Here is an 18,936-nt window from a genome sequence, read left to right on the forward strand (position 1 = left end):
CCCGTTGCGCTGAGAGGCGCACGGCGGGTTCGGAGAGCGGTCCGGGGAAACGGACCGGGAGCAATCCCGGCACCGCGCCCCGGGCCGACTCACCACGGTGGTGCGCGGGAGGCCGAACTCGCGGCAGAGGTAGTGGAAGTGGTTGAGGACGTAGGCGGGGGTGAAGGGGGCGTCCGTCGGGGTGGTGGAAGACGAAACCGCCATCGTCCGCACGGAATTGTGAGGGACTCTTGTCCTCGGCGCGGTGGTGCAGCGCGATGGCGACGCGAGGGGATATGGCGACCCAGGCTTTGCTGGAGCGGGTCTTCGGTGAGGTGATGATCAGGCGGTTGTCGTCGATGACGGAGAGCGTGCAGCGGATGTAGAGGACACGTTCGGGTAGGTGGACGTCGTTCCAGTGCAGGCCGAGGGCTTCGCCTTTGCGGATGCCGGTGCCGATGAGGATCTCGATGAGGTCGGCGAAGGCGCGGTCTGTGGCGTGGCAGCAGTCGAGGAAGCGGATCGCATCCGGCGCGGTCCAGATGTGGCGCTTCCCGCCGCGGGTCTCAGGATGACTGTGGGGCGGGCCGGGTTGTAGGGGAGCCGGCGGTGGCGGACGGCGTCGCCGAGGGCGCTGGAGAGCGTGGCGAGGCGGCGGTGGACGGTGACCTGGCCGCGTCCGGCGGCGAGTTGGGTGTGGGTGAAGGCGGAGGCTGTTGCGCTTCCTGCGGATCACCATCCGCACGGTGCTGGCGCTTGCCGGCCGGCGCCCCCGACATCGCCCACGACAAGGGCGTACCCGGCCGGGCTCAGCTGTACATCGACGGCCGCCTGGTCGGCGAGACCGACATGCCGGTCACCACCCCGATCGCCGTCAACCCCGGCGGCATGGCCTGCGGCGCCAGCCCCGGTTTTGCGAACTCCCATCAACGACGGCAGCTTGGGCGGCGGTGCGGGCGCATCAGCCCGGCCCGAGTCGGTCACAGCGCAGCCCCCTGGTCGTGGACGACCCGCATCTGCCGACCGGGTGGCGTGCCGCAGCCGATCGCCCTACCGGCTGCTGAGCTCGGCGACGGGCCGTCCGGCCGCGGGCCAGGGCGCGGACTCGCAGGTGCAGGCCATGATGGCCAACTGCGACCGCGACCAGGCACTGCGCTGGTACGAGGGCCTTGTGGACGTCGGCGTCGAGGGCATCGTGGCCAGGGGCCGTGAGAGCCGGTGCACCCCAACGACGTCGTCGCGCACCCCCGTGGGCTTCTCGGAGGCCAGGGGATCGGGTTCCGGGTGTGCGGTAGCGCTCCGTGGAGATGGCATGTACGCTGCGTGTCGCTGGTTGGACAGTATGAGGGCCCGGGTGCTGCTCCGTGGGGGGAGTCGCGTCCAGGCCCGGCCGCCGGCCAGGGGTCCGGTTGTGCTCGTGGGGGAGTCCCAGCCGGACCCGCCAGCGGCGGTATCGACGGTATGCCCGGACGGACAGGGCTCCAGTCGTGACAACTGTCCAACAGGGCAGCGGTTCCAGTCGCGTTCGTCCATCGACCGCCCCGTGCGGCAGGCTGCCGCTGCGGCCCGGCTTCGCGAGCGGCACCGCACACTCGTGTCGATGGGGCGGCCCACCGATCGTGGGCGCGCGCATCGCCGGGGTTGGCCTACTTCGTCCGGGGCGGGAGGCGGAGGGTGAAGCGGGCGCCGCCGCGCGGGCTGGTGCCGACGTCGAGGGTGCCGCTGTGGGCGTGGGCGACCCAGGAGGCGATGGACAGCCCGAGGCCGGTGGAGCCGGAGCCGCTGTGGAAGCGCTGGAAGAGGGAGTCGGCGAGAGCCGAGGGGATGCCGGGTCCGGCGTCGTCGATGGTCACCGTTCCGTCGGCGGCCACGGTGACGTCGACTTCTGCGGGCAGGCCCGGGGCATGGCCGTGGAGGAGCGCGTTGCCGAGCAGGTTGGCCACCGCCCGTCGGAGCAGGTCGGGATCGGCGACCACGACGACCGGTTCGGTGTGGACGCTCACGTGGTGCTCGCCGGTTTCGACGTCGTCGACGACCACCTCGACGAGCTGGTCCAGGCGTAGCGGCTGGCTGGCCAGGGTGCCGACACCGGCCATCAGCCGGGCCCGGGTGAGCAGGCCGTCGATCAGGTCGCCCATCCGGGACGCCAGGCGCACGGTCCGTTCGAGCGCGGCGGTGCGGTGCTCGTCGTCGCGCAGCGCAGTCTCCGCGAGGCCGCGTAGCGATGCGGTGGGTGTGCGCAGGTCGTGGGCGGCGTCGGCGAGGAACTCCTCCTGTTGTTGCAGCGCTGTCAGTGCCGGCCGGATCGCCCGCCCGGAGAGCAGGTGCCCGGCCACGGCGGACAGGGCGACCAGGACCGCACAGCCGGCCACCAGGAGCAGAGCCAGTTTGCGGTGCGCGGCCCGGTCGCCGGTGGTGTCGTCGGCTGCGACCACCGCGCCGGCCGTCGACTGGCCATCGGCTCCCGCGTAGGGCTCGGCGAGTAGCCGGATCCGGTGGCCGTTGTCGCTGTGTGCGTCGGCCACGACGGCCGATCCCTCTCGCATTGCTTCCGCGGCCACCGCTTCCAGGTCCTCGGTGTGGGCTCGGACGCAGGGCTTGCGCGGGGTGTAGGCAACGGTGGGCTGGTCGGCCGTACCGGTCACCACGGTCACCGGCGGGCAGTCGGTCTCCATCCCGTCCTGCACGTACTGCGCTTCGAGCCGGCCGTCGTCGTCGAAGCTCAGGAGCAGGATCGCCTGGCGGGTCTGCAGGGTGAGCGCGTCGTCGAGCCGGTCGCTCCAGGAGTTGTCGTCGGTGTGGATGGCGAACGCCGCCAGGCCGATCAGTCCGATCGCGCTGGTGAGAGAGAACAGTGCGGTGAGTCGCCGGCGCAGCCGCCGGATCCGGGCCGCAGCCGTCATCCTCGGCCGCCGTCGCCGCTGCCGGGCGGCGCCAGTCGGTAGCCCACGCCGCGGACCGTGTGGATCAGCGGCGGGTCGCCGAGCTTGCGGCGCAGCTGGGAGACCAGCACCTCGACGACGTTGGAGTTCGGCTCGGTCATCTCGTCCCAGCATTTCTCGATCAGGTCGGCGCGGGGTACGGCCTGGTCCGCCCGGGCCGCGAGCAGTTCCAGTACGGCGAACTCCTTGCGGGTCAGCATCAGCAGCACGCCGTCCCGGTGCACCTGGCGGCGGGCGGTGTCGATCTCCAGGTCGGCGATGTGCTGCACCGGGGGCCGGACGGTGGCCGCCCGTCGGCACAGGCTGTGCACCCGGGCCGCCAGCTCGGGCACCGCGAACGGCTTGACCAGGTAGTCGTCGCCGCCGACGGCGAACCCCTCGACCCGGTCGGCGACCGTGTCCCGGGCGGTGAGGAACAGCACCGGGACGGTCCGCCCGGCTCGGCGCAGCTCGCGCACGTACTCGACGGCGTCCCCGGCGGGCAGCATCCGGTCGAACACCGCGCAGTCGTATTCGGTGACGAACAACGCCTCGTCGGCGGCCGGCAGATCGGCCACCTCGTCGACGGCCAGCCCCTCGCTGCGCAGTGCTGCGGACACGGCAAACCGCAGGTCATCGTCGTCTTCGGCCACCAGTACTCGCACGGCGGTCAGGATAGCCCGATGGGCGGCCCGGGCCGCCCTCATCAAATCCTCAGCTTCGCCCGGCAATCATCTGTGAGGTCACAGCGGAGCGAACCGGCAGGAGCCGAGCAGCGCGGCCGTTCGCCCGGGAGATACGTGGGCGGACCGGCACGCGGCGCCGTGAGACGCCCCGGGCGCGATCCCCCACGCGCCCGGGGACCGCCAGCGGCCCGGCGGATGGAGCCCTCGGCCCAGCCACCCCGGGCCGCCGAGGTGGTGCCGGTGCCGCTGACCACTGCGGGCGCCGTGCGCGACAACCCTGCCAAGTCCCTCTGGAGTACCCCCATGAAGCACCCGACGAGCAAGCGTGCCGGCCTGATCCTGGCCCTGGCCGCACTCGGCGTCACGGCACTTGCCGGATGCATCCCGGCGTCCGGGGACACGGCTGCGGAGGGCGCCGACACGGCGCCGACCGATTCCGCGCAGCAGAGCGCTTTGCAGACCTTCTACCGGCAGAAGCCGACCTGGACCGCGTGCGGCGAGCTGCAGTGCGCCACGTTGACCGTCCCGGTGGACTACGCGCACCCGGAGACCGGCCAGACCTTCACCCTGCCGCTGGCCAGGTCCGTCACGGCGGACCCCGCCCAGCGCACGGGCTCCCTGGTCTTCAACCCCGGCGGACCGGGCGAATCCGGGGTCGAGCAACTGAAGTCCGGCGGCCTCTCCTCCTTCAGCGAACGGGCGCGCGCCCGCTTCGACATCGTCGGCTTCGACCCGCGGGGCGTGGCCGGCAGCAAGCCGGCCATCGACTGCGGCTCCTCCGACTCCGCCGACCAGGACCAGCCCGAATCCGACTCCGCCTCGACGAGTGCGTATCCGAAGACCGGTGCCGAACGCAGCGCCGCGCTCGCGGACGCCGAGAAGCAGGTCGCCTCCTGCAAGGCCCGCAGCGGAGCCATCCTGCCGCACGTCGGGACACTGGACGCGGCCCGCGACATGGACGTGCTGCGCGCGGCCCTCGGCGACGAGAAGCTCAGCTACCTCGGCTGGTCCTACGGCACCTACCTCGGCACCGTCTACGGCGAACTGTTCCCGCACCGGGTCCGCGCGCTCGTCCTCGACGGCGCCGTCGACCCCTCACTCGACTGGTCCGAGGCCGCCCTCCAGCAGGGCAAAGCCTTCCGGAAGTCGGTGGACGACTACGCTCAGAAGTGCGCCACCGCGGTCCACGACGCCTGCCCCGCCACCACCCCGGACGGCATCCACAAGGTGATCACCGACCTGCACCGGCGGACGGCCAAGCACCCGCTGCGTATCAAGGGCACCACCGAGCGGCTCGACCAGAACATGCTGCTCGCCGCCCTCACCAAGTCGATGTACTCACCCGAGTCCCAGTGGCAGGACCTGTCCGAGGCGCTGCGCGCCGCGCGGGGCGGCGACGGGACGAAACTCGCCGAGATCGCCAGCCCCGGTATATCCGGCAAATCCACCACGCACGTCCGGTCCGCCCGGGGCGACAGCTCCGACACCGGATCCGACCCGAACACCGCCCCGGAGCAGGCCCCCGGCAACTCCTCCGTCGCCATCACCGCCGTCAACTGCCTCGACCAGCCACACCCGAGGGACCCGCAGCCCTACTGGGACCTGCTGGAGCGCGCCAACCAGGAGGCCGGAGTGTTCGGCACCTCCGCCGTGCTCGCCGAACTCACCTGCAAGGACTGGCCCGCCGGGCGGCAGCAGCCGCACCGCGTGAACGCCGAAGGCCTGCCCCCGGCCCTGGTCGTCGGCACCACCGGCGACCCGGCCACGCCCTACCAGTGGTCGCAGGGCCTCGCCGCCCAACTGCCCGGCGGCATGCTGCTCACCTACAAGGGGTCCGGCCACACCGCCTACGGCCGCGGCAACGCCTGCGTCACCAATGCCGTGGACGCCTACCTCATCGACCTCAAGCCGGTTCCGAGCGGGACGACCTGCTGAACGGCCGCGACTCCCGTCGCGTCGCCCCCGCTCACCGCTCGCACCACTGGAGACCTTCCACGTGCCCATCGACATGTCCCTGGACTCCTTGCCCGCGTCAACACTCTTCCAGCCCCTGCAGCCCGACGACCCGGCCGAAGTGGGCGGCTACCGGCTGCACGCCCGGCTCGGAGCAGGCGGCATGGGGCGGGTCTATCTGTCCTGCACACCCGGTGGACGGCCGGTGGCCCTCAAGACGGTCCGGCCGGAGTTCGCGCAGGACACGGAGTTCCGGTGGCGCTTCGCCCAGGAGGTCACCAACGCCCGGCGGATCCATGGGCTGTACACCGCCCAGGTGATCGACTCCGGCGCGGACGACGACGTGCCCTGGCTGGCCACCGTGTACGTTCCGGGCCCGTCGCTGCAACAGGTGGTCCGGGAACACGGTGCGCTACCGGTGCGCACGGTCCTGCTGTTGGTAGGCGGGATCGCGGAGGCGCTGCAGGCGATCCACGGCGCCGCGGTGGTGCACCGGGATCTCAAGCCCGCCAACGTGCTGCTCGCGGCCGACGGTCCGCGCGTGATCGACTTCGGCATCGCCCGCGCGGCCGACGCCGTCGCGCTGACCGGCACCGGTTTCCGGATCGGTTCGCCCGCCTTCATGGCGCCCGAGCAGGCCCTGGGCCAGCCGGCCACGCCCGCGACGGACGTCTTCGCGCTGGGCTCGCTGGCGGCGTACACCGCCGGCGGCACCCAGCCGTTCGGCGAGGGACCGGAGACCACGGTGCTGTACCGGGTGGTGAACGAGCAGCCGGATCTCGGCCGTGTCCCGGGCGACCTGCACGCGCTGCTGCTGCGCTGCCTGGCCAAGCAGCCCGAAGACCGGCCGACCCCCGCCGAGATCATCGAGGCCGCCCGCAACCACCCCGCTGCGGGCGGCGGGCTGCGCTTCGCCGACGACTGGCTGCCCGCTCGGGTCAGCACCGACATCACCCGCCGCTCCGACCTGCCGCAGGACTTGGCCACCGCGTTCTCCCCCGACGTCGTCGCCGTCCAGGCCCCGCCCGGCTCCGACGGCGCTGCGCAGCCCCTGCCCGAGGTGCCGACCGCTCTGCTTCCGCCCCCACTGCCGACCGTCGCCGCTCCCGCGACACCCGCGGTGGGCAAGCCCTGCCGCAAGGACGCGACCTGGAAGACGGTACTGCTGCTGTCGGCGTTGGTGGTGGCTCTCGGCGGCACGGTCGGCGGCGTGCTCCTGTCCCACAAGCTCGACCGGATCCTCGCAGCCACGGGATCGGCCGGTGACAGCCCGACGGCCGGTGACACCGGCCCGGACACGCCGGCACCGGCGGCCGACGGCCCGAGGCCGTCCGACCCGGCGAGCCCGGCCACGTACACCGCGGCGTACACCGATGCAATCCTGACCGCACCCGACGACTCCTACGACTTCGACATCGAGACCGGCAAGTTGATCCCCGCGCAGTCCACCGAGTGGTCCGTAGGGCACAACGCCAACGAGTTCCTGATCCCGACGGGAAGCGACGCCGCCGTCACCCCCAGCGGCCGGCCCACCCCGACCGATTGCTCGACGGCCATCGACCGGCATCCGGCGACGGCCCTCGACTTCAGTGACCTGCTGGCCGGCCGAGCCTTCTGCGTGCGATCGAGAAGCACTCACGCCATAGCGATCGTGCGGGTCATCTCCGTGACCGGCAACGGCCCGGTGAAGGTCTCGATGGACCACTACCGCAGCGACGGCTGACCTCCGCTCCCATCCGGCGGCCGTCGCTGGAGCATGAGCCGCGAACGCGGCGGGCGTGTGCGGTGAGGAGTCTCCCGTCCATCTGCCCCGCCCACAGCTCCTCGACCCCGAACGGACGGCGCTCGTAGCCGGCGGCGAGGCGCACCAGGTGCGGGCCACAGCACGCGCGCAGCAGCCGCTCGCCGCCTTGACGACGGTGTCGACGTCATCCGGGCGGCCTGGAAATCCGCCGATCCGGGCGGTTGGTGGCCCAGCCTCCGAGCCGGGTCCGGTCGGCGCCGGGTCGGGACTCCCGGGCCGGAGATCCGAGCCGGGTACCCGGGAAACGCCTCCCTGCTGCGGCCGGAGTACCGTGGGAGGGGTCGGGGTGGTCGCGCGGCGCGCGCTGCTCGCAGGCATTCTGCCGAAGGACTCGACCGGGGGCCCGGTGCCTCCAGGAGGGGTGCCGCCCGTGGCCGTTCGTGTTCCGGCCGCCCACTGCGCCGTGGTGCCGCACGGCACGAGGTGTCATGTGCGCGGCTGATGACTCCCAGCAGAGCCCGGTCGGAGCTGTCGGGAGGGTGACGGTGCCGATCCCGACGGACGGGCCGGGCGAGGTGCTGGTCGGCCTGCGCGGCGGGTCGGAGGCGTTCGCGGCTTGGTCCGCCGGGCCGATCGCGGTCAACACTCGGGTGGTCGTGGTCGACACGATCTCCGCCCGGTCGGTGCTGGTCGAGCCGCTGCCGCCCTGAGTCCGGGGGTCCCGCGGCCCTCGTCAATCTGTTGCAGGTCAGGTGGTTCGTCATGTTGTTCTGGCACGTGCCCGCGCCCAACGAGGCCATGCTCATCTCCGGCTCCAAGCGACAGTCGCAGGACACCCAGTTCCGGATCGTCACGGGCCACGGGAGCTTCGTCGTTCCCGTCAAGCAGAAGGCCCGCATGCTGTCCCTGGCCCTGCAGGAGTCGGAGATCGCCGAGGACTGCGTCACCCAGCAGGGAATCCGGCTCACCGTCCGCGCGGTCTGTGTCTTCAAGGTCGGCGATGACGCCGTGTCGATCGCCAACGCCGCCCGGCGCTTCCTGTCCGAGCAGAACCAGATGCAGGAACTGGTCGGACGGATCTTCGCAGGCCACCTACGCTCCATCGTCGGGGGGCTGACGGTGGAGCAGATCATCCGGGAGCGCAGCCGGGTCGCCCAGGAGGTCATGGCAGGTAGTCACGGCGAGATGGAGAAGCTCGGCATCGTGGTGGACGCCCTGCAGATCCAGGAGATCGAGGACACCACCGGCTACATCGACAACCTCGCCGCGCCGCACGCGGCGGCGGTGGCCAGTCAGGCCCGGATCGCCCAGGCCAGGGCCGACCAGGAGGCGAGCGAACGGGAGCAGCAGGCCGCCGCGCTCAAGGCCGAGTACGAGCGGGACACCGCGATCAAGCGGGCCGGCTTCCTCGCGGAGACCGAGCAGTCCAGGGCGCGCGCCGCCCAGGCCGGGCCGCTCGCCGAGGCACGAGCCACCCAGGAGGTCACCGAGGAACAGACCGCCCTCGCGCAGCGCAATGCGGCGCTCACGGCGCAGCGGCTGGAGGCGGAGGTGCGGCGCCCGGCCGACGCCGAGGCCTACCGGAAGCGGACGCTGGCCGAGGCGGACCGCGACCGGGTGAAGTTCGAGGCCGACGCCGGCGCCTACACGGAACGGACCCTGGCCCAGGCCCAGGCGGACGCCAACGCCGCCCGCGCGGCGTCGCTGCGGGACGGCAACCAGGAGCTGATCGCGGCCAACCGGATCGTGGAGGCCCTCCCCACACTCGCCGACGCGGCGGCCCGGGGCTTGGCGGGCGCCGATCTGACCGTCCTGAACGGCACCGACGGGGTGAACCAGATCGCGGCCGGCATCGCCAGCCAGGGGCTGGCCATCCTACGATCCCTCCAGCACTCCGCGGCGCCCTCAGTGACCTCGACGGCTTCGACGACCGGCGCATCGGCCGCCGACCCGAACGTCAACGGCCGCTCCACGCCCCGGCTCCCCGACCGGAGCTGACCCGGACACTCCGCCGCGAGAGTCGTCGAGGCCGGCTCGCAGTGAGCCGGCCAGCTGGGCACGGTCAGCGCGGCCGCCCCGATGCCCGCCCCGATGACGGTCTGTTCGTCGACGCGGTGAGGAAGTCCACGATGAGGCGCCCGAGCATGCGTGTGGATATAGGCCGGGCGACGCCGGGCGTCCGGCTTTCGCGCGGCGGGCAGAACGGGGGCGCCACCGAGCGGTGGCGCCCCCGTTCGCCTGCGGTCGGGGCACAGACCGAAGCAGTGACGGTGGGTCCGGGCGGGAAGCCGGCTGCGTCGTCCATGATGATGCCGGCCTGGTGGACCTGCGGGACGATCACCCCGGCCTGCGCGGGGGCGGACAAGAGGAGCGCGGCGCCGAGCTGCTGTTGCGATCGGCCGCTCTGGCGTACTACGCCCACGACCTCGGCCAGATAAGGCAGTTGGCCGAAGCGGCACTGCGGCAGGGCTTCGACCCGCGGGCCGCACTGCTGCTCGGCACCGCCCTGGGCGAGCTCGGCCGCGAACGCGTGAGTCCTGGGTCAGAGTTTGAACATGGCGGCGTAGGGCTGGGTGATGCGTTCCCGCCGCGATCCGAAGTCGACGAGTACCGCGATGTCGCTGTCGCCTTCCACGCCGATGGCCCGGCCGAGGCCGTACTGGTCGTGAGTGACGCGGTCGCCGACGGCGAAGTGCTTGCGCGGTGCTTCGATCCGGGCCTTGAAGGGGCTGGTGGGCAGGACGCGGCGGACTGCTGCAGATTTCGTCATTCCCTGCAGTATGCGCCGGAAATTGCGGGAGCGGGTCCTTCCGGTGCATTTCATTTCGGAGTTCGACAGGAATGTCGCGTGCGCTGTCCAACGGGCCCCCGGATGGCGCCGGCGGGCGTGACGCCTCGCTGTTCGCGGCCAGGGCAGGCGCTCCGCGCCCGCTTCGGCCGCCCTCCCCTCCCTGGCGTCGGCGGCGCCGACAGGGCGGGAGGCATGCTCAACGAGGCTGCTCTCCATGTGTGTTGATGGTCCCGGTGCCTCGCGATCGGCGGCCCCGGGGAGGGGCCTCGCGGAACCGGGGGTGCAATATCCGCCCGTGGCGGGCTGGGGCCTGCTAGAGTCGTTGTAGTTGCAGTAGTGGTTCCCATGAACTTTGTGTGCGCCTGCTGATGTATCGCAGGCGCCTTTTTGTTTCCCGGCTCTTCCCCGGGTGGGTGCTCATCGCGGCGACTCGAAGCGCGCGCTGTGCGGGTTTCGGACAGCCCCTTGAAGGAGATTTCTTTATGGCTAATGGCACTGTGAAGTGGTTCAACGCGGAAAAGGGCTTCGGCTTCATCGAGCAGGAGGGTGGCGGTCCTGACGTGTTCGCCCACTACTCGAACATCAACGCCAATGGCTTCCGCGAGCTGCTCGAGGGCCAGAAGGTCGAGTTCGACGTCACGCAGGGCCAGAAGGGCCCGCAGGCCGAGAACATTCGTCCGCTGTAGTTTCTGCCACGGCACCCGCCTGGTAGCGAGGGGCCCGCACCGCGTACATGATGCCCGGTGCGGGCCCCTCGGCATTGCTCCACCACGTATTCCCCGGCCGTTCAGGCCCCCTGGCTCCGCCACCGGCGGCCATCCCCACGCGAGACGCCCGGCGCCGCGTCCGGATCGGCGCCCTGCCGTGACATCCCACGGTTCGAGGATCTTCGCTCCCGCCCTCCGCGGTGAGCGTCGACCTGAGGTGACGTGCCGCACGGTTTCACCGTCCACGCCCCGCTCTTCACGCTTCGGCCCGTTCCTTGCGGCTTCCTGCCGGCGCCTCGCGCTGCGGAGCCTCCTTGCGACGTGCCGTCCCAGGAAGGTTTCGCATGAACCGCTCCAGTCGCTCCTCGTACCAGAACGCCTCCTCCCGCTCCTCGGCCTCCTCCCGCTCCGGCGGCAGCACCTTCTACGGTGACCGGCCCTCCGGGGGCCGGAGCTCCCGTCAGGGCTCCTCCGCTCAGGGCGAGTTCGCGATGCCGGTGAGCACCACCCCGGCACTCCCGGCCGTCGAGGCGTTCGCCGAACTGGACATGCCCAAGGCCCTGCTGTCGGTGCTGACCCGGCAGGGTGTCACGGCGCCGTTCCCGATCCAGGCCGCGACGCTGCCGAACTCGCTGGCCGGCCGTGACGTCCTCGGACGTGGCCGTACCGGCTCCGGCAAGACCATCGCGTTCGGTCTCGCCGTGCTGGCCAGGACCGCCGGGCAGAAGGCCGAGCCGCGCCGGCCGCTGGCCCTGGTGCTGGTTCCCACCCGTGAGCTCGCGCAGCAGGTCACCGATGCCCTCACCCCGTTCGCGCATGCGGTTCGGCTGCGGATGGCGACGGTGGTGGGCGGAATGTCGATCGGCCGCCAGACGCAGGCGCTGAACCGGGGTGCGGAGGTCGTGGTGGCCACGCCCGGCCGGCTCAAGGACCTGATCCAGCGGGGCGACTGCCAGCTGGACGGGGTCGGCATCACGGTGCTCGACGAGGCCGACCAGATGGCCGACATGGGCTTCCTGCCGCAGGTCACCGAACTTCTCGAACAGGTCGCCGAGGGCTGCCAGACGATGCTGTTCTCCGCGACCCTGGACCGCAACGTCGACCGCCTGGTGCGGCGCTTCCTGAAGGATCCGGTCACGCACTCGGTTGACCCGTCGGCGGGTGCGGTCAGCACCATGGAGCACCACGTGCTGCACGTGCAGAACTTCGACAAGAACGCCACGATCGCCCACATCGCCTCCCGTGACGGCGGGGTGATCATGTTCATCGACACCAAGCACGGCGCGGACCGCCTGGTGGAGGACCTCCTCGCGAACGGGGTCAAGGCCGCGGCCCTGCACGGCGGCAAGTCCCAGCCCCAGCGCACCCGCACCCTGGAGCAGTTCCGCACCGGCCAGGTCACCGCGCTGATCGCGACCAACGTCGCCGCGCGCGGCATCCACGTCGACGGGCTCGACCTGGTCGTCAACCTGGACCCGCCCAGCGACCACAAGGACTACCTGCACCGCGGCGGGCGCACCGCCCGCGCGGGGGAGTCCGGCACCGTCGTCACGCTGGTGCTGCCCAACCAGCGCCGCGAGATGGCCCGCATGATGACCACGGCCGCCATCACCCCCGTCACCACCCGGGTCAGCGCCGGCGACGAGGAACTGGCCCGCATCACCGGCGCCCGCGTGCCCACCGGTATCCCCACGGTGATCGCCGCCCCCGTCGTCGAACGCCCCCGCCGCAGCGCGTCCACGAGCCGCGGCCGCCGCAGCCGCCCCGCCTACGCGGGAGCCGACGCCCGCGCAACCGCCACGGGCCGCGACAACCAGGGCTCCTCCGGCCGCCGCCGGGCACCCCGCCGCGTCGCCCTCTCCGCCTAGCGCGTACGTGGGGGCCCGGACTGCCGCCGCAGTCCGGGCCCCCACCACTCACCAAGCGGAGAGCAGTCTCGGCCCGCTCCGGCACACCCGCCGGCCGTTCCACCGCCAGTGCCCTGACTACCGCCGGTCCCGGCGGTGGATACGCGAAGGAGTCTGCCCATGACCATCACCCTCGAATGCCCCGCGACCACCGCCACGGTCGGCGACCTCATGAAATGCCCGGAGCTGCAGATCAGCGACGACGTCATGGTCGACATGGCGATGGACATCCTGCAGAGCTCCGGTGCCGACCACCTCCTGGTCCGCGACGACGACGGCCGCTGCGCGGGGTTGCTGACCCGCCTGCACCTGGCGCCGTTCCAGACCCGCTCCCGGTCCACCGAGCGCACCCCGGTGCGCGACATAGTCCTCGACCGGGCCCCGTTCGCCACCGCCGACATGCCCGCCGCCACCGCGGCCGCCGCCATGCGTTCCCGCGGCCTGGCCGTGTGGCCGGTGGTGGACCACGACGGCCACGCCATCGGCCTGCTCCGCTTCTAGGCCCGGCGCGTCGGCGCCGACGCGCCGGCCATCGCGGTATCCGCCCGCAGCGCGCTTCGCCCCTACCGGCGGATGCGCCGGGCCGGTGCGGCCTCACGCGAACCTGGAATCCCCCTGCGCGGAAGCGGTCTGCGTGGTCCGCGCCGTGAGGCAGGGTGTCGGGCGGCCGGGCCGGTGGAGAACGGTCGGCCGGCGAACCGGAACCGAGGGGCTCGTGTCCCGGGCGGCCTGCGGTGGGCACCTGCTGCTCACCGCGGGCCGGTTTCGTCGGCCTGGATGGCTGGGTCAGGTGTCGGCGGCGGGTTCCTGGCCGTGTTGGGAGTGGCGGAGCTGCTCGTTGATGCGCAGGGCTTCCTCGAGTTGGTCTTCGAGGATGATGATGCGGCAGGCGGCGTCGATGGCGGTGCCCTGGTCGACGAGGTCGCGGGCGCGCATCGCGATCCGAAGCTGGTAGCGGGAGTAGCGGCGGTGGCCGCCGTCGGAGCGCAGGGGGGTGATGAGGCCCTGCTCGCCGAGCGAGCGCAGGAAGCCGGGGGTGGTGCCGGTCATCTCGGCGGCGCGGCCCATGGTGTAGGCGGGGTAGTCGTCATCGTCGAACGAGCTGACGGCGTCGGGGGTGTGGGGTCGGATGGTTGCCGTGGTCACTGCACCTCTTCTTGTTGTTCTGTCCGGGGACGCGCTGAGGGGCCCCGGGGCCGTTGCGGCTCCCGGGGCCCCGAAGGGTTTTACACCATCTGCCGGCCTGTGGCCGACTTCCTCATGTCCGCCTCGCCCCCGGGGGAGGGAGCGTGCGGGGATCGCGTATGCGTGACCGGAAACCACCGTCCTTGCCTTGGGGTCTTCGGAATCCGCCCGGGTGATGCCTCACGGGCCGGGCGATCCTGATGGCGCTCTGTCCCCTCCGTTCATCTTCTGTACTGACCGATTACTGCGAACTGCGGGTACTTCCAACTGCCGGGTACTGCGAACTGCTCGGAACTGCGGTACTGCTGGTACTGCGAACTGCGTGGTAGTGCCAACTACCCGGTGCTGCTGTGGCGGTCCTGGTGGTCCGCCGGTTCCGGCAGTCAGCCCCGTCGCCCGTCCTGCTCAACCGTTCGGCTTGGAACCCCACTGCCGGACTCCCAGCACGCGCGCCCGCAGTCTGGGCGCCTTCACCGGGATACCGCGTACTGCGACTGCCGGTACTGCGCAACTCAACTTCACCTGCTGGTAATGCATTTACCGAAATGCGGTACTGCTGGGCGGCGGCCCCTGATCCTGCGGGCCGCCCGGCCCGGCCACCGGTCCTGTCGCCTTACTGCACCATCCCTGGCTTCAGGGCCCTGCAACCGTGCCGACCTGCGAACTTCTTTCCTGCTGCCCGCCAGTTCGTGTCTGGCGGATACCGCTCGACCTCGTCTACGAGAGAAACATTAACCACAGTGTGCGGCAATGTCTACTCCGGCGGGCATAGATTTTGCGGTGTCGGCCGGGGAGGTAGTCTCCGCTCCGGACAGGGCGCGGCCGGTCGCCGCAGCCGCGCCAGGACGGAGGACGCCGCGCCCGGCGGCCAGGACGACGAGTGAGCGGGAGGCGAGCGGTGGAAGGGCCGCAGGTAGTGCGACAGGTGCGCACCCCCGAGCCCCATGCCCAGGCGTCGCCGGCGGTGGCCATCGCCGAAGCTGTCCGCGACCGGGACGAGCGGGTCCTGTGCCGGCTTCTGGCCCGTTTCGCCGAGCAGGCCGCCATCACGGACCTGCCCGCCCTGCGCGACGCCATCGACACCACCGGGCAGCACGGCGACCGCCCGCCGGGAGCCCGTTAGGCCGAGCCGGCCCGCCACGCTCCCGGATCGGAAGGCGCGTGCGGCGGCGTCACAGGTCAGGCGGACGTGCCCGGCCCAGCGCGGCGGATACCAGCCCTGCCCCGGCCGCTGCGGGCTCCACCGGTCGACCGGATCACCGTCGAGGTGTCCGACAACGGCACCGCCGCGTCGGCCGACACACCGGTGGGCGCCCTGGCGGGGGCGGGCGGTGCGGCCGGACCGAGGGCGGGCCGCACCGGGTACGGTCTGATCGGAATGCGCGAACGCGTCGCGCTGCACGGCGGCAGCCTGGTGGCAGGCGGTGTGGACGGTGGTGGCTTCCGGGTGGTGGCCAGCCTGCCGGTGGCGCCGGTCGACGGTGAGGAGCGGCTCGGAAGACGGAAACGCTGGAGCGGATCAGGGTACTGATCGCGGACGACCAGCCGCTGGTGCGGCGGGGCCTGGCCCTGATCCTGTCCCCCGACCCGGCGTTCGACGTGGTCGCCGAGGCCGTCGACGGGCAGCGGGCGGTCGACCTCGCGCACCGGCACCGGCCCGACGTCGTGGTGATGGACATCCGGATGCCAGTGCTCGACGGGGTCCAGGCGACCGAGCGGCTCACCCGGGAACTGCCCGAGTGCCGGGTCCTCGCGCTGAGCACCTTCGACATGGACGAGTACGTGGTGGCCGCCCTGCGCGCCGGCGCGTCCGGGTTCCTGCCCAAGGACTGCTCCCCCGAGGAGCTCTCGGCCGCCGTGCGCACGGTGCACACGGGGGAGGCCGCGGTGGCGCCGCGCCTGAAGCCGGGCGGAGCGGGCCGGTTGCCCCGAGTCTCCCCGAGCCGCGAGGCCGTCCGGTGCCCGGCCCCCGCGCGCGGGAGCCGGCCCGAGGGGTGGGTCAGCGGCAGAGGGCCGCGTCCAGGGCTTCCGCCATGTGCTGCGCGCCGTCCGCGCCGGGGACGGTGGTGACCGTGATGGTGGCGGCGCGGCCGTCGTCGGTGACGCCGCCGCGGGAGCGGTAGCCGGGGGAGGTGCCGCCGTGGCCCCAGGCCAGGCCGCCGCAGGAGAGCGGCCTGCTCTGCAGGCCCAGACCGTAGCGGACACCTGGGCCCAGGAGTTCGGCGGGGACGGTGGTGCGCATCTCGGCGAGCTGTGCCGGGGGCAGGAGCCGGCCGCCGAGGAGCGCGGCGAAGAACGAGTTGAGGTCGGTGTTGGTGGTGACGACCGCCCCGGCCGCCCAGGCCATCGAGGTGTCCATGTCGGTGTAGTCGACCGGGGGAGCGTCCGGCGTGCTGCGGAAGTAGCCGTGGGGGTGGGCCTCGTGGACGGTGGTGTCGCCGGGGGTGGGGAAGTAGGTGTGGCGCAGGCCGATGCGGTTGATGACGCGCTTGGTGATCTCCTCGCCGAGCGGCCGTCCGGTGACCTTCTGGGCGAGGAGTCCGGCGACGATGTAGTTGGTGTTGCTGTACTCCCAGCTGGTTCCCGCGGGGAAGCGGGCCTTCTGGGCGAGGGCGCCGTCGAGGAGGTCGCGGGGCTCGAAGTAGCGGTACTGCACGGTGGTGAAGTCCGAGAGGGCGGGGGCGTCCATGTACTCGGGCAGGCCGCTGGTGTGCTGGAGCAGTTGACGGACGGTGATGTCGTGTCCGTCGATGCCGTCGCCGCGCAGCAGGCCGGGCAGGTAGGTCTCGACGGGAGAGTCGAGGCCGATCTTTCCCTCGGCGACGAGCTGGAGGACGACGACGGCGGTGAAGGTCTTGGTGTTGCTGCCGGCGCGTATCTGCCCGTCGACGGGGGGCTTGGCCCCGGTGGCGAGGTCGCCGACGCCCGCGGTGTAGGTGCGGGTGCGGCCGTCACGGCCCTTCACGGAGGCCAGTGCGGCGGGCAGGCCGTCGTCCTTCACCAGCGCGTTCAGGCTCTGCTGGACGCCGTCCGGCTTGCCGCCCGCGAACGCCGCGCTCGGTGCCAGCGCCCCGGCCGCCAGGACACCGGCGGCCACGGCGGTCACGGCCGCCACCGCCCGGTGCCGGCCGCCCCGGCGGGAACGGCGGACGCGGGTGTGCGGTGTGTGCTCGTTCACGGAGGAACTCCTCTGCTGAAGGGGGAATTGCCGGGCTGTGCGGGTTCCGCGCGCCGAGGCGTGCCGGGGCGCGCGGAACCCGTTGGTGGTGCCGGTGCGGATCGCGGATGCTCAGGCCGGACCGGGGAGGGTCCGCGGGGTCAGCGACACAGGGCCGCGTCCACCGTGGCCTTGACGTGCTGCTCGGCCTCGTCGCCCGGGATCACGGTCACCGCGATGCCGGCGGCGCGGCCGTCGTCGGTGGCGCCCCCGGCGGTGTAGTAGCCCGGGATGGTCCCGCCGTGGCCCCAGTACAGGCCGCCGCACGACAGCGGATGGCTCACCAGGCCCAGCCCGTAGCGGACGCCGGGACCCACCTCGTCGGCGGGGACGGTGGTGCGCATCTGGGCGAGCTGCGCCGGGGGCAGGAGCCGGCCGCCGAGGAGCGCGGTGTAGAAGCGGGTGAGGTCACTGGGGGTGGAGACGACGGCGCCTGCCGCCCAACCCCAGGACGGGTCCAGCTCCGTGTAGTCGCGGAGCGAGCCGTCGGCTTCCCGGTTGTAGCCCTTGGGGTGGGCCTCGTGGAGGGTGGTGTCGCCGGGGGTGGGGAAGTAGGTGTGGCGCAGACCGATGCGGTCGACGATGCGCCGGTTGACCTCCTCGCCGAGCGGCCGCCCGGTGACCTTCTGGATGATCAGGCCGGCCAGCAGGTAGTTGGTGTTGCTGTACTCCCAGCGCGTGCCCGGGGCGAAGTGGGCTTTCTGGGCCAGAGCCGCGTCGAGGAGCTCGCGCGGTTCGTAGTACCGGTTCGGGCCGGTGAGGATGGAGTCCTTGTCCACGTACTCGGGCAGGCCGCTGGTGTGCTGGAGCAGTTGACGGACGGTGATGTCGCGTCCGTCGATGCCGTCGCCGCGCAGCAGCCCCGGCAGGTAGGTCTCGACGGGAGAGTCGAGGCCGACCTTTCCCTCGGCGACGAGCTGGAGGACGACGACGGCGGTGAAGGTCTTGGTGTTGCTGCCGATCCGTACCTGCCCGTCGACGGGGGGCTTGGCCCCGGTGGCGAGGTCGCCGACGCCCGCGGTGTAGGTGCGGGTGCGGCCGTCACGGCCCTTCACGGAGGCCAGTGCGGCGGGCAGGCCGTCGTCCTTCACCAGCGCGTTCAGGCTCTGCTGGACGCCGTCCGGTTTGCCGCCCGCGAACGCCGCGCTCGGTGCCAGCGCCCCGGCCGCCAGGACACCGGCGGCCACGGCGGTCACGGCCGCCACCGCCCGGTGCCGGCCGCCCCGGCGGGAACGGCGGACGCGGGTGTGCGGTGTGTGCTCGTACACGGAGGAACCCCTCTGAATGGACCGTTCCGGTGATTTCCGGCCTTGGTCAAGAGGACCATTCAGAGGTGGGGGAGTTCGTCCGCACCCAGGACGAGACCGAACCTGGGAGCTGGCTCCGGGAGACGCCCCCGGGCAGGACCGTGCTCCTGCGCCGTCTCAACGAAGGAGGCCGTTCCCGCCATCGGGTGGGAACGGCCTCCGGCCTGCGAAGAGCTGGTCAGGACGACGGGAGGTGAACCTGCGGCCCCTTGGCCGGCACCGGGCTGCCCGGGGGCTGGTTCCGTCGGTCGGCGTGCGGCCGGCCTACTGCCTGCCGGAGCGAGGCCTCGGGAGGCGGCGGATGGCACGGGCGGAGACCAGGGCCAGTGTGCCGAGGCCGACCAGCAGGGTCGCGCCGGTCGCGTAGAGCAGTTCCTCGGTGCCCGTGTTCGGCAGCTCGTTCGGGTGCTTCGGGGGCTGCGTCGGCAGGGGTGCCGGTGTGCTGGTCGCGGTGATCCGGGCGGTTGCGGGGGGTGAGGTGACGGGCGGGCCGCTGGGTGGGGTTCCGTGGGCGGTGGCGGTGTTGGTCACGGTGCCCG

17 protein-coding genes and 3 pseudogenes are annotated in these 18,936 nt (G+C 72.2%); 11 read left to right on the forward strand and 9 right to left on the reverse strand.

Going from position 1 to position 18,936, the window contains the following annotated elements:
* Together ACZ6EM_RS39470 and ACZ6EM_RS39475 are read right to left on the reverse strand one after the other, a co-directional pair.
* Positions 1 to 204, reverse strand: a 204-nt coding sequence (locus ACZ6EM_RS39470) for a hypothetical protein (protein WP_465774597.1), incomplete at its 3' end; no start/stop codon positions are given.
* A 16-nt stretch (positions 205 to 220) separates the two neighbouring features.
* Positions 221 to 451 (reverse strand): annotated as a pseudogene (locus tag ACZ6EM_RS39475) (site-specific integrase); the annotation flags it as partial.
* Here ACZ6EM_RS39475 and ACZ6EM_RS39480 point away from each other — a divergent pair.
* A complete protein-coding gene (locus ACZ6EM_RS39480) occupies positions 383 to 577 on the forward strand; it encodes a hypothetical protein (RefSeq protein WP_401054142.1) in 195 nt (64 codons plus the stop codon). The pseudogene ACZ6EM_RS39475 and the gene ACZ6EM_RS39480 overlap by 69 nt on opposite strands.
* A 1,048-nt stretch (positions 578 to 1,625) precedes the next feature.
* Here ACZ6EM_RS39480 and ACZ6EM_RS39485 read toward each other — a convergent pair.
* Together ACZ6EM_RS39485 and ACZ6EM_RS39490 are read right to left on the reverse strand one after the other, a co-directional pair.
* A complete protein-coding gene (locus ACZ6EM_RS39485; RefSeq protein WP_401053566.1) occupies positions 1,626 to 2,882 on the reverse strand; it encodes a sensor histidine kinase in 1,257 nt (418 codons plus the stop codon).
* Positions 2,879 to 3,565 (reverse strand): response regulator transcription factor, encoded by a 687-nt coding sequence (locus ACZ6EM_RS39490; protein ID WP_401053564.1) that lies wholly within the window; start codon positions 3,563 to 3,565, stop codon positions 2,879 to 2,881. The genes ACZ6EM_RS39485 and ACZ6EM_RS39490 overlap by 4 nt, the downstream gene beginning before the upstream one ends.
* A 324-nt stretch (positions 3,566 to 3,889) precedes the next feature.
* Between ACZ6EM_RS39490 and ACZ6EM_RS39495 the strand changes: the two genes are divergently transcribed.
* The 4 genes from ACZ6EM_RS39495 to ACZ6EM_RS39510 all read left to right on the forward strand — a co-directional run bounded on the left by ACZ6EM_RS39495 (position 3,890) and on the right by ACZ6EM_RS39510 (position 9,281).
* Positions 3,890 to 5,521 (forward strand): alpha/beta hydrolase, encoded by a 1,632-nt coding sequence (locus ACZ6EM_RS39495; protein WP_465774593.1) that lies wholly within the window; start codon positions 3,890 to 3,892, stop codon positions 5,519 to 5,521.
* A gap of 61 nt (positions 5,522 to 5,582) precedes the next feature.
* Positions 5,583 to 7,262 (forward strand): serine/threonine-protein kinase, encoded by a 1,680-nt coding sequence (locus ACZ6EM_RS39500; RefSeq protein ID WP_452180390.1) that lies wholly within the window; start codon positions 5,583 to 5,585, stop codon positions 7,260 to 7,262.
* Between the two features lie 566 nt (positions 7,263 to 7,828).
* Positions 7,829 to 7,993, forward strand: coding sequence for a hypothetical protein (locus tag ACZ6EM_RS39505; RefSeq protein ID WP_401053353.1), 165 nt, complete (start codon positions 7,829 to 7,831; stop codon positions 7,991 to 7,993).
* A gap of 52 nt (positions 7,994 to 8,045) precedes the next feature.
* Complete coding sequence (locus ACZ6EM_RS39510) at positions 8,046 to 9,281, forward strand: SPFH domain-containing protein (RefSeq protein ID WP_401053352.1); 1,236 nt, start codon at positions 8,046 to 8,048, stop codon at positions 9,279 to 9,281.
* A gap of 544 nt (positions 9,282 to 9,825) precedes the next feature.
* Here ACZ6EM_RS39510 and ACZ6EM_RS39515 read toward each other — a convergent pair.
* A complete protein-coding gene (locus ACZ6EM_RS39515) occupies positions 9,826 to 10,053 on the reverse strand; it encodes a hypothetical protein (protein WP_209415310.1) in 228 nt (75 codons plus the stop codon).
* Between the two features lie 503 nt (positions 10,054 to 10,556).
* Here ACZ6EM_RS39515 and ACZ6EM_RS39520 point away from each other — a divergent pair.
* The 3 genes from ACZ6EM_RS39520 to ACZ6EM_RS39530 all read left to right on the forward strand — a co-directional run bounded on the left by ACZ6EM_RS39520 (position 10,557) and on the right by ACZ6EM_RS39530 (position 13,189).
* Positions 10,557 to 10,760 carry a cold-shock protein gene (locus ACZ6EM_RS39520; protein ID WP_030918248.1) on the forward strand — a complete coding sequence of 68 codons (204 nt, stop codon included), beginning with the start codon at positions 10,557 to 10,559 and terminating at the stop codon, positions 10,758 to 10,760.
* Positions 10,761 to 11,125: 365 nt separating this feature from the next.
* The gene (locus ACZ6EM_RS39525; RefSeq protein ID WP_465774594.1) at positions 11,126 to 12,649 is read left to right on the forward strand and encodes a DEAD/DEAH box helicase; all 1,524 of its coding nucleotides are present in this window, start codon (positions 11,126 to 11,128) and stop codon (positions 12,647 to 12,649) included.
* Between the two features lie 159 nt (positions 12,650 to 12,808).
* Positions 12,809 to 13,189, forward strand: coding sequence for a CBS domain-containing protein (locus ACZ6EM_RS39530; protein WP_401054233.1), 381 nt, complete (start codon positions 12,809 to 12,811; stop codon positions 13,187 to 13,189).
* Positions 13,190 to 13,474: 285 nt separating this feature from the next.
* Here the strand turns inward: ACZ6EM_RS39530 and ACZ6EM_RS39535 are convergent, their stop codons facing one another.
* The gene (locus tag ACZ6EM_RS39535; protein WP_401054235.1) at positions 13,475 to 13,756 is read right to left on the reverse strand and encodes a helix-turn-helix domain-containing protein; all 282 of its coding nucleotides are present in this window, start codon (positions 13,754 to 13,756) and stop codon (positions 13,475 to 13,477) included.
* 1,042 nt (positions 13,757 to 14,798) lie between these two features.
* Between ACZ6EM_RS39535 and ACZ6EM_RS39540 the strand changes: the two genes are divergently transcribed.
* The 3 genes and pseudogenes from ACZ6EM_RS39540 to ACZ6EM_RS39550 form a co-directional block, all read left to right on the forward strand.
* On the forward strand, positions 14,799 to 14,996 hold the full coding sequence (locus tag ACZ6EM_RS39540) for a hypothetical protein (RefSeq protein WP_401054993.1): 198 nt from the start codon (positions 14,799 to 14,801) through the stop codon (positions 14,994 to 14,996).
* 66 nt (positions 14,997 to 15,062) lie between these two features.
* Positions 15,063 to 15,404 (forward strand): ATP-binding protein, encoded by a 342-nt coding sequence (locus tag ACZ6EM_RS39545; protein WP_401054994.1) that lies wholly within the window; start codon positions 15,063 to 15,065, stop codon positions 15,402 to 15,404.
* Positions 15,383 to 15,775: pseudogene (locus ACZ6EM_RS39550) on the forward strand (response regulator); the annotation flags it as partial. The gene ACZ6EM_RS39545 and the pseudogene ACZ6EM_RS39550, both read left to right, overlap by 22 nt.
* Positions 15,776 to 15,872: 97 nt before the next feature.
* On the opposite strand, the gene ACZ6EM_RS39555 reads toward ACZ6EM_RS39550, so the two are convergent.
* The 3 genes and pseudogenes from ACZ6EM_RS39555 to ACZ6EM_RS39565 all read right to left on the reverse strand — a co-directional run.
* On the reverse strand, positions 15,873 to 17,051 hold the full coding sequence (locus ACZ6EM_RS39555; RefSeq protein WP_465774595.1) for a serine hydrolase domain-containing protein: 1,179 nt from the start codon (positions 17,049 to 17,051) through the stop codon (positions 15,873 to 15,875).
* A gap of 140 nt (positions 17,052 to 17,191) precedes the next feature.
* Positions 17,192 to 18,358: a serine hydrolase domain-containing protein gene (locus ACZ6EM_RS39560; RefSeq protein ID WP_465774596.1), complete on the reverse strand. Its 1,167-nt coding sequence runs from the start codon at positions 18,356 to 18,358 to the stop codon at positions 17,192 to 17,194.
* A 303-nt stretch (positions 18,359 to 18,661) separates the two neighbouring features.
* Positions 18,662 to 18,936 (reverse strand): annotated as a pseudogene (locus ACZ6EM_RS39565) (hypothetical protein); the annotation flags it as partial.

It is taken from the genome of Kitasatospora sp. NPDC041917, assembly GCF_055589745.1.

What these genes read in the sequence shown, in the direction of transcription:
- ACZ6EM_RS39485 (WP_401053566.1), bottom strand. Translation starts at nt 2,882, where the DNA reads ATGACGGCTGCGGCCCGGATCCGGCGGCTGCGCCGGCGACTCACCGCA.
- ACZ6EM_RS39495 (WP_465774593.1), top strand. Translation starts at nt 3,890, where the DNA reads ATGAAGCACCCGACGAGCAAGCGTGCCGGCCTGATCCTGGCCCTGGCC.
- ACZ6EM_RS39510 (WP_401053352.1), top strand. Translation starts at nt 8,046, where the DNA reads ATGTTGTTCTGGCACGTGCCCGCGCCCAACGAGGCCATGCTCATCTCC.
- ACZ6EM_RS39515 (WP_209415310.1), bottom strand. Translation starts at nt 10,053, where the DNA reads ATGACGAAATCTGCAGCAGTCCGCCGCGTCCTGCCCACCAGCCCCTTC.
- ACZ6EM_RS39520 (WP_030918248.1), top strand. Translation starts at nt 10,557, where the DNA reads ATGGCTAATGGCACTGTGAAGTGGTTCAACGCGGAAAAGGGCTTCGGC.
- ACZ6EM_RS39525 (WP_465774594.1), top strand. Translation starts at nt 11,126, where the DNA reads ATGAACCGCTCCAGTCGCTCCTCGTACCAGAACGCCTCCTCCCGCTCC.
- ACZ6EM_RS39530 (WP_401054233.1), top strand. Translation starts at nt 12,809, where the DNA reads ATGACCATCACCCTCGAATGCCCCGCGACCACCGCCACGGTCGGCGAC.
- ACZ6EM_RS39535 (WP_401054235.1), bottom strand. Translation starts at nt 13,756, where the DNA reads ATGGGCCGCGCCGCCGAGATGACCGGCACCACCCCCGGCTTCCTGCGC.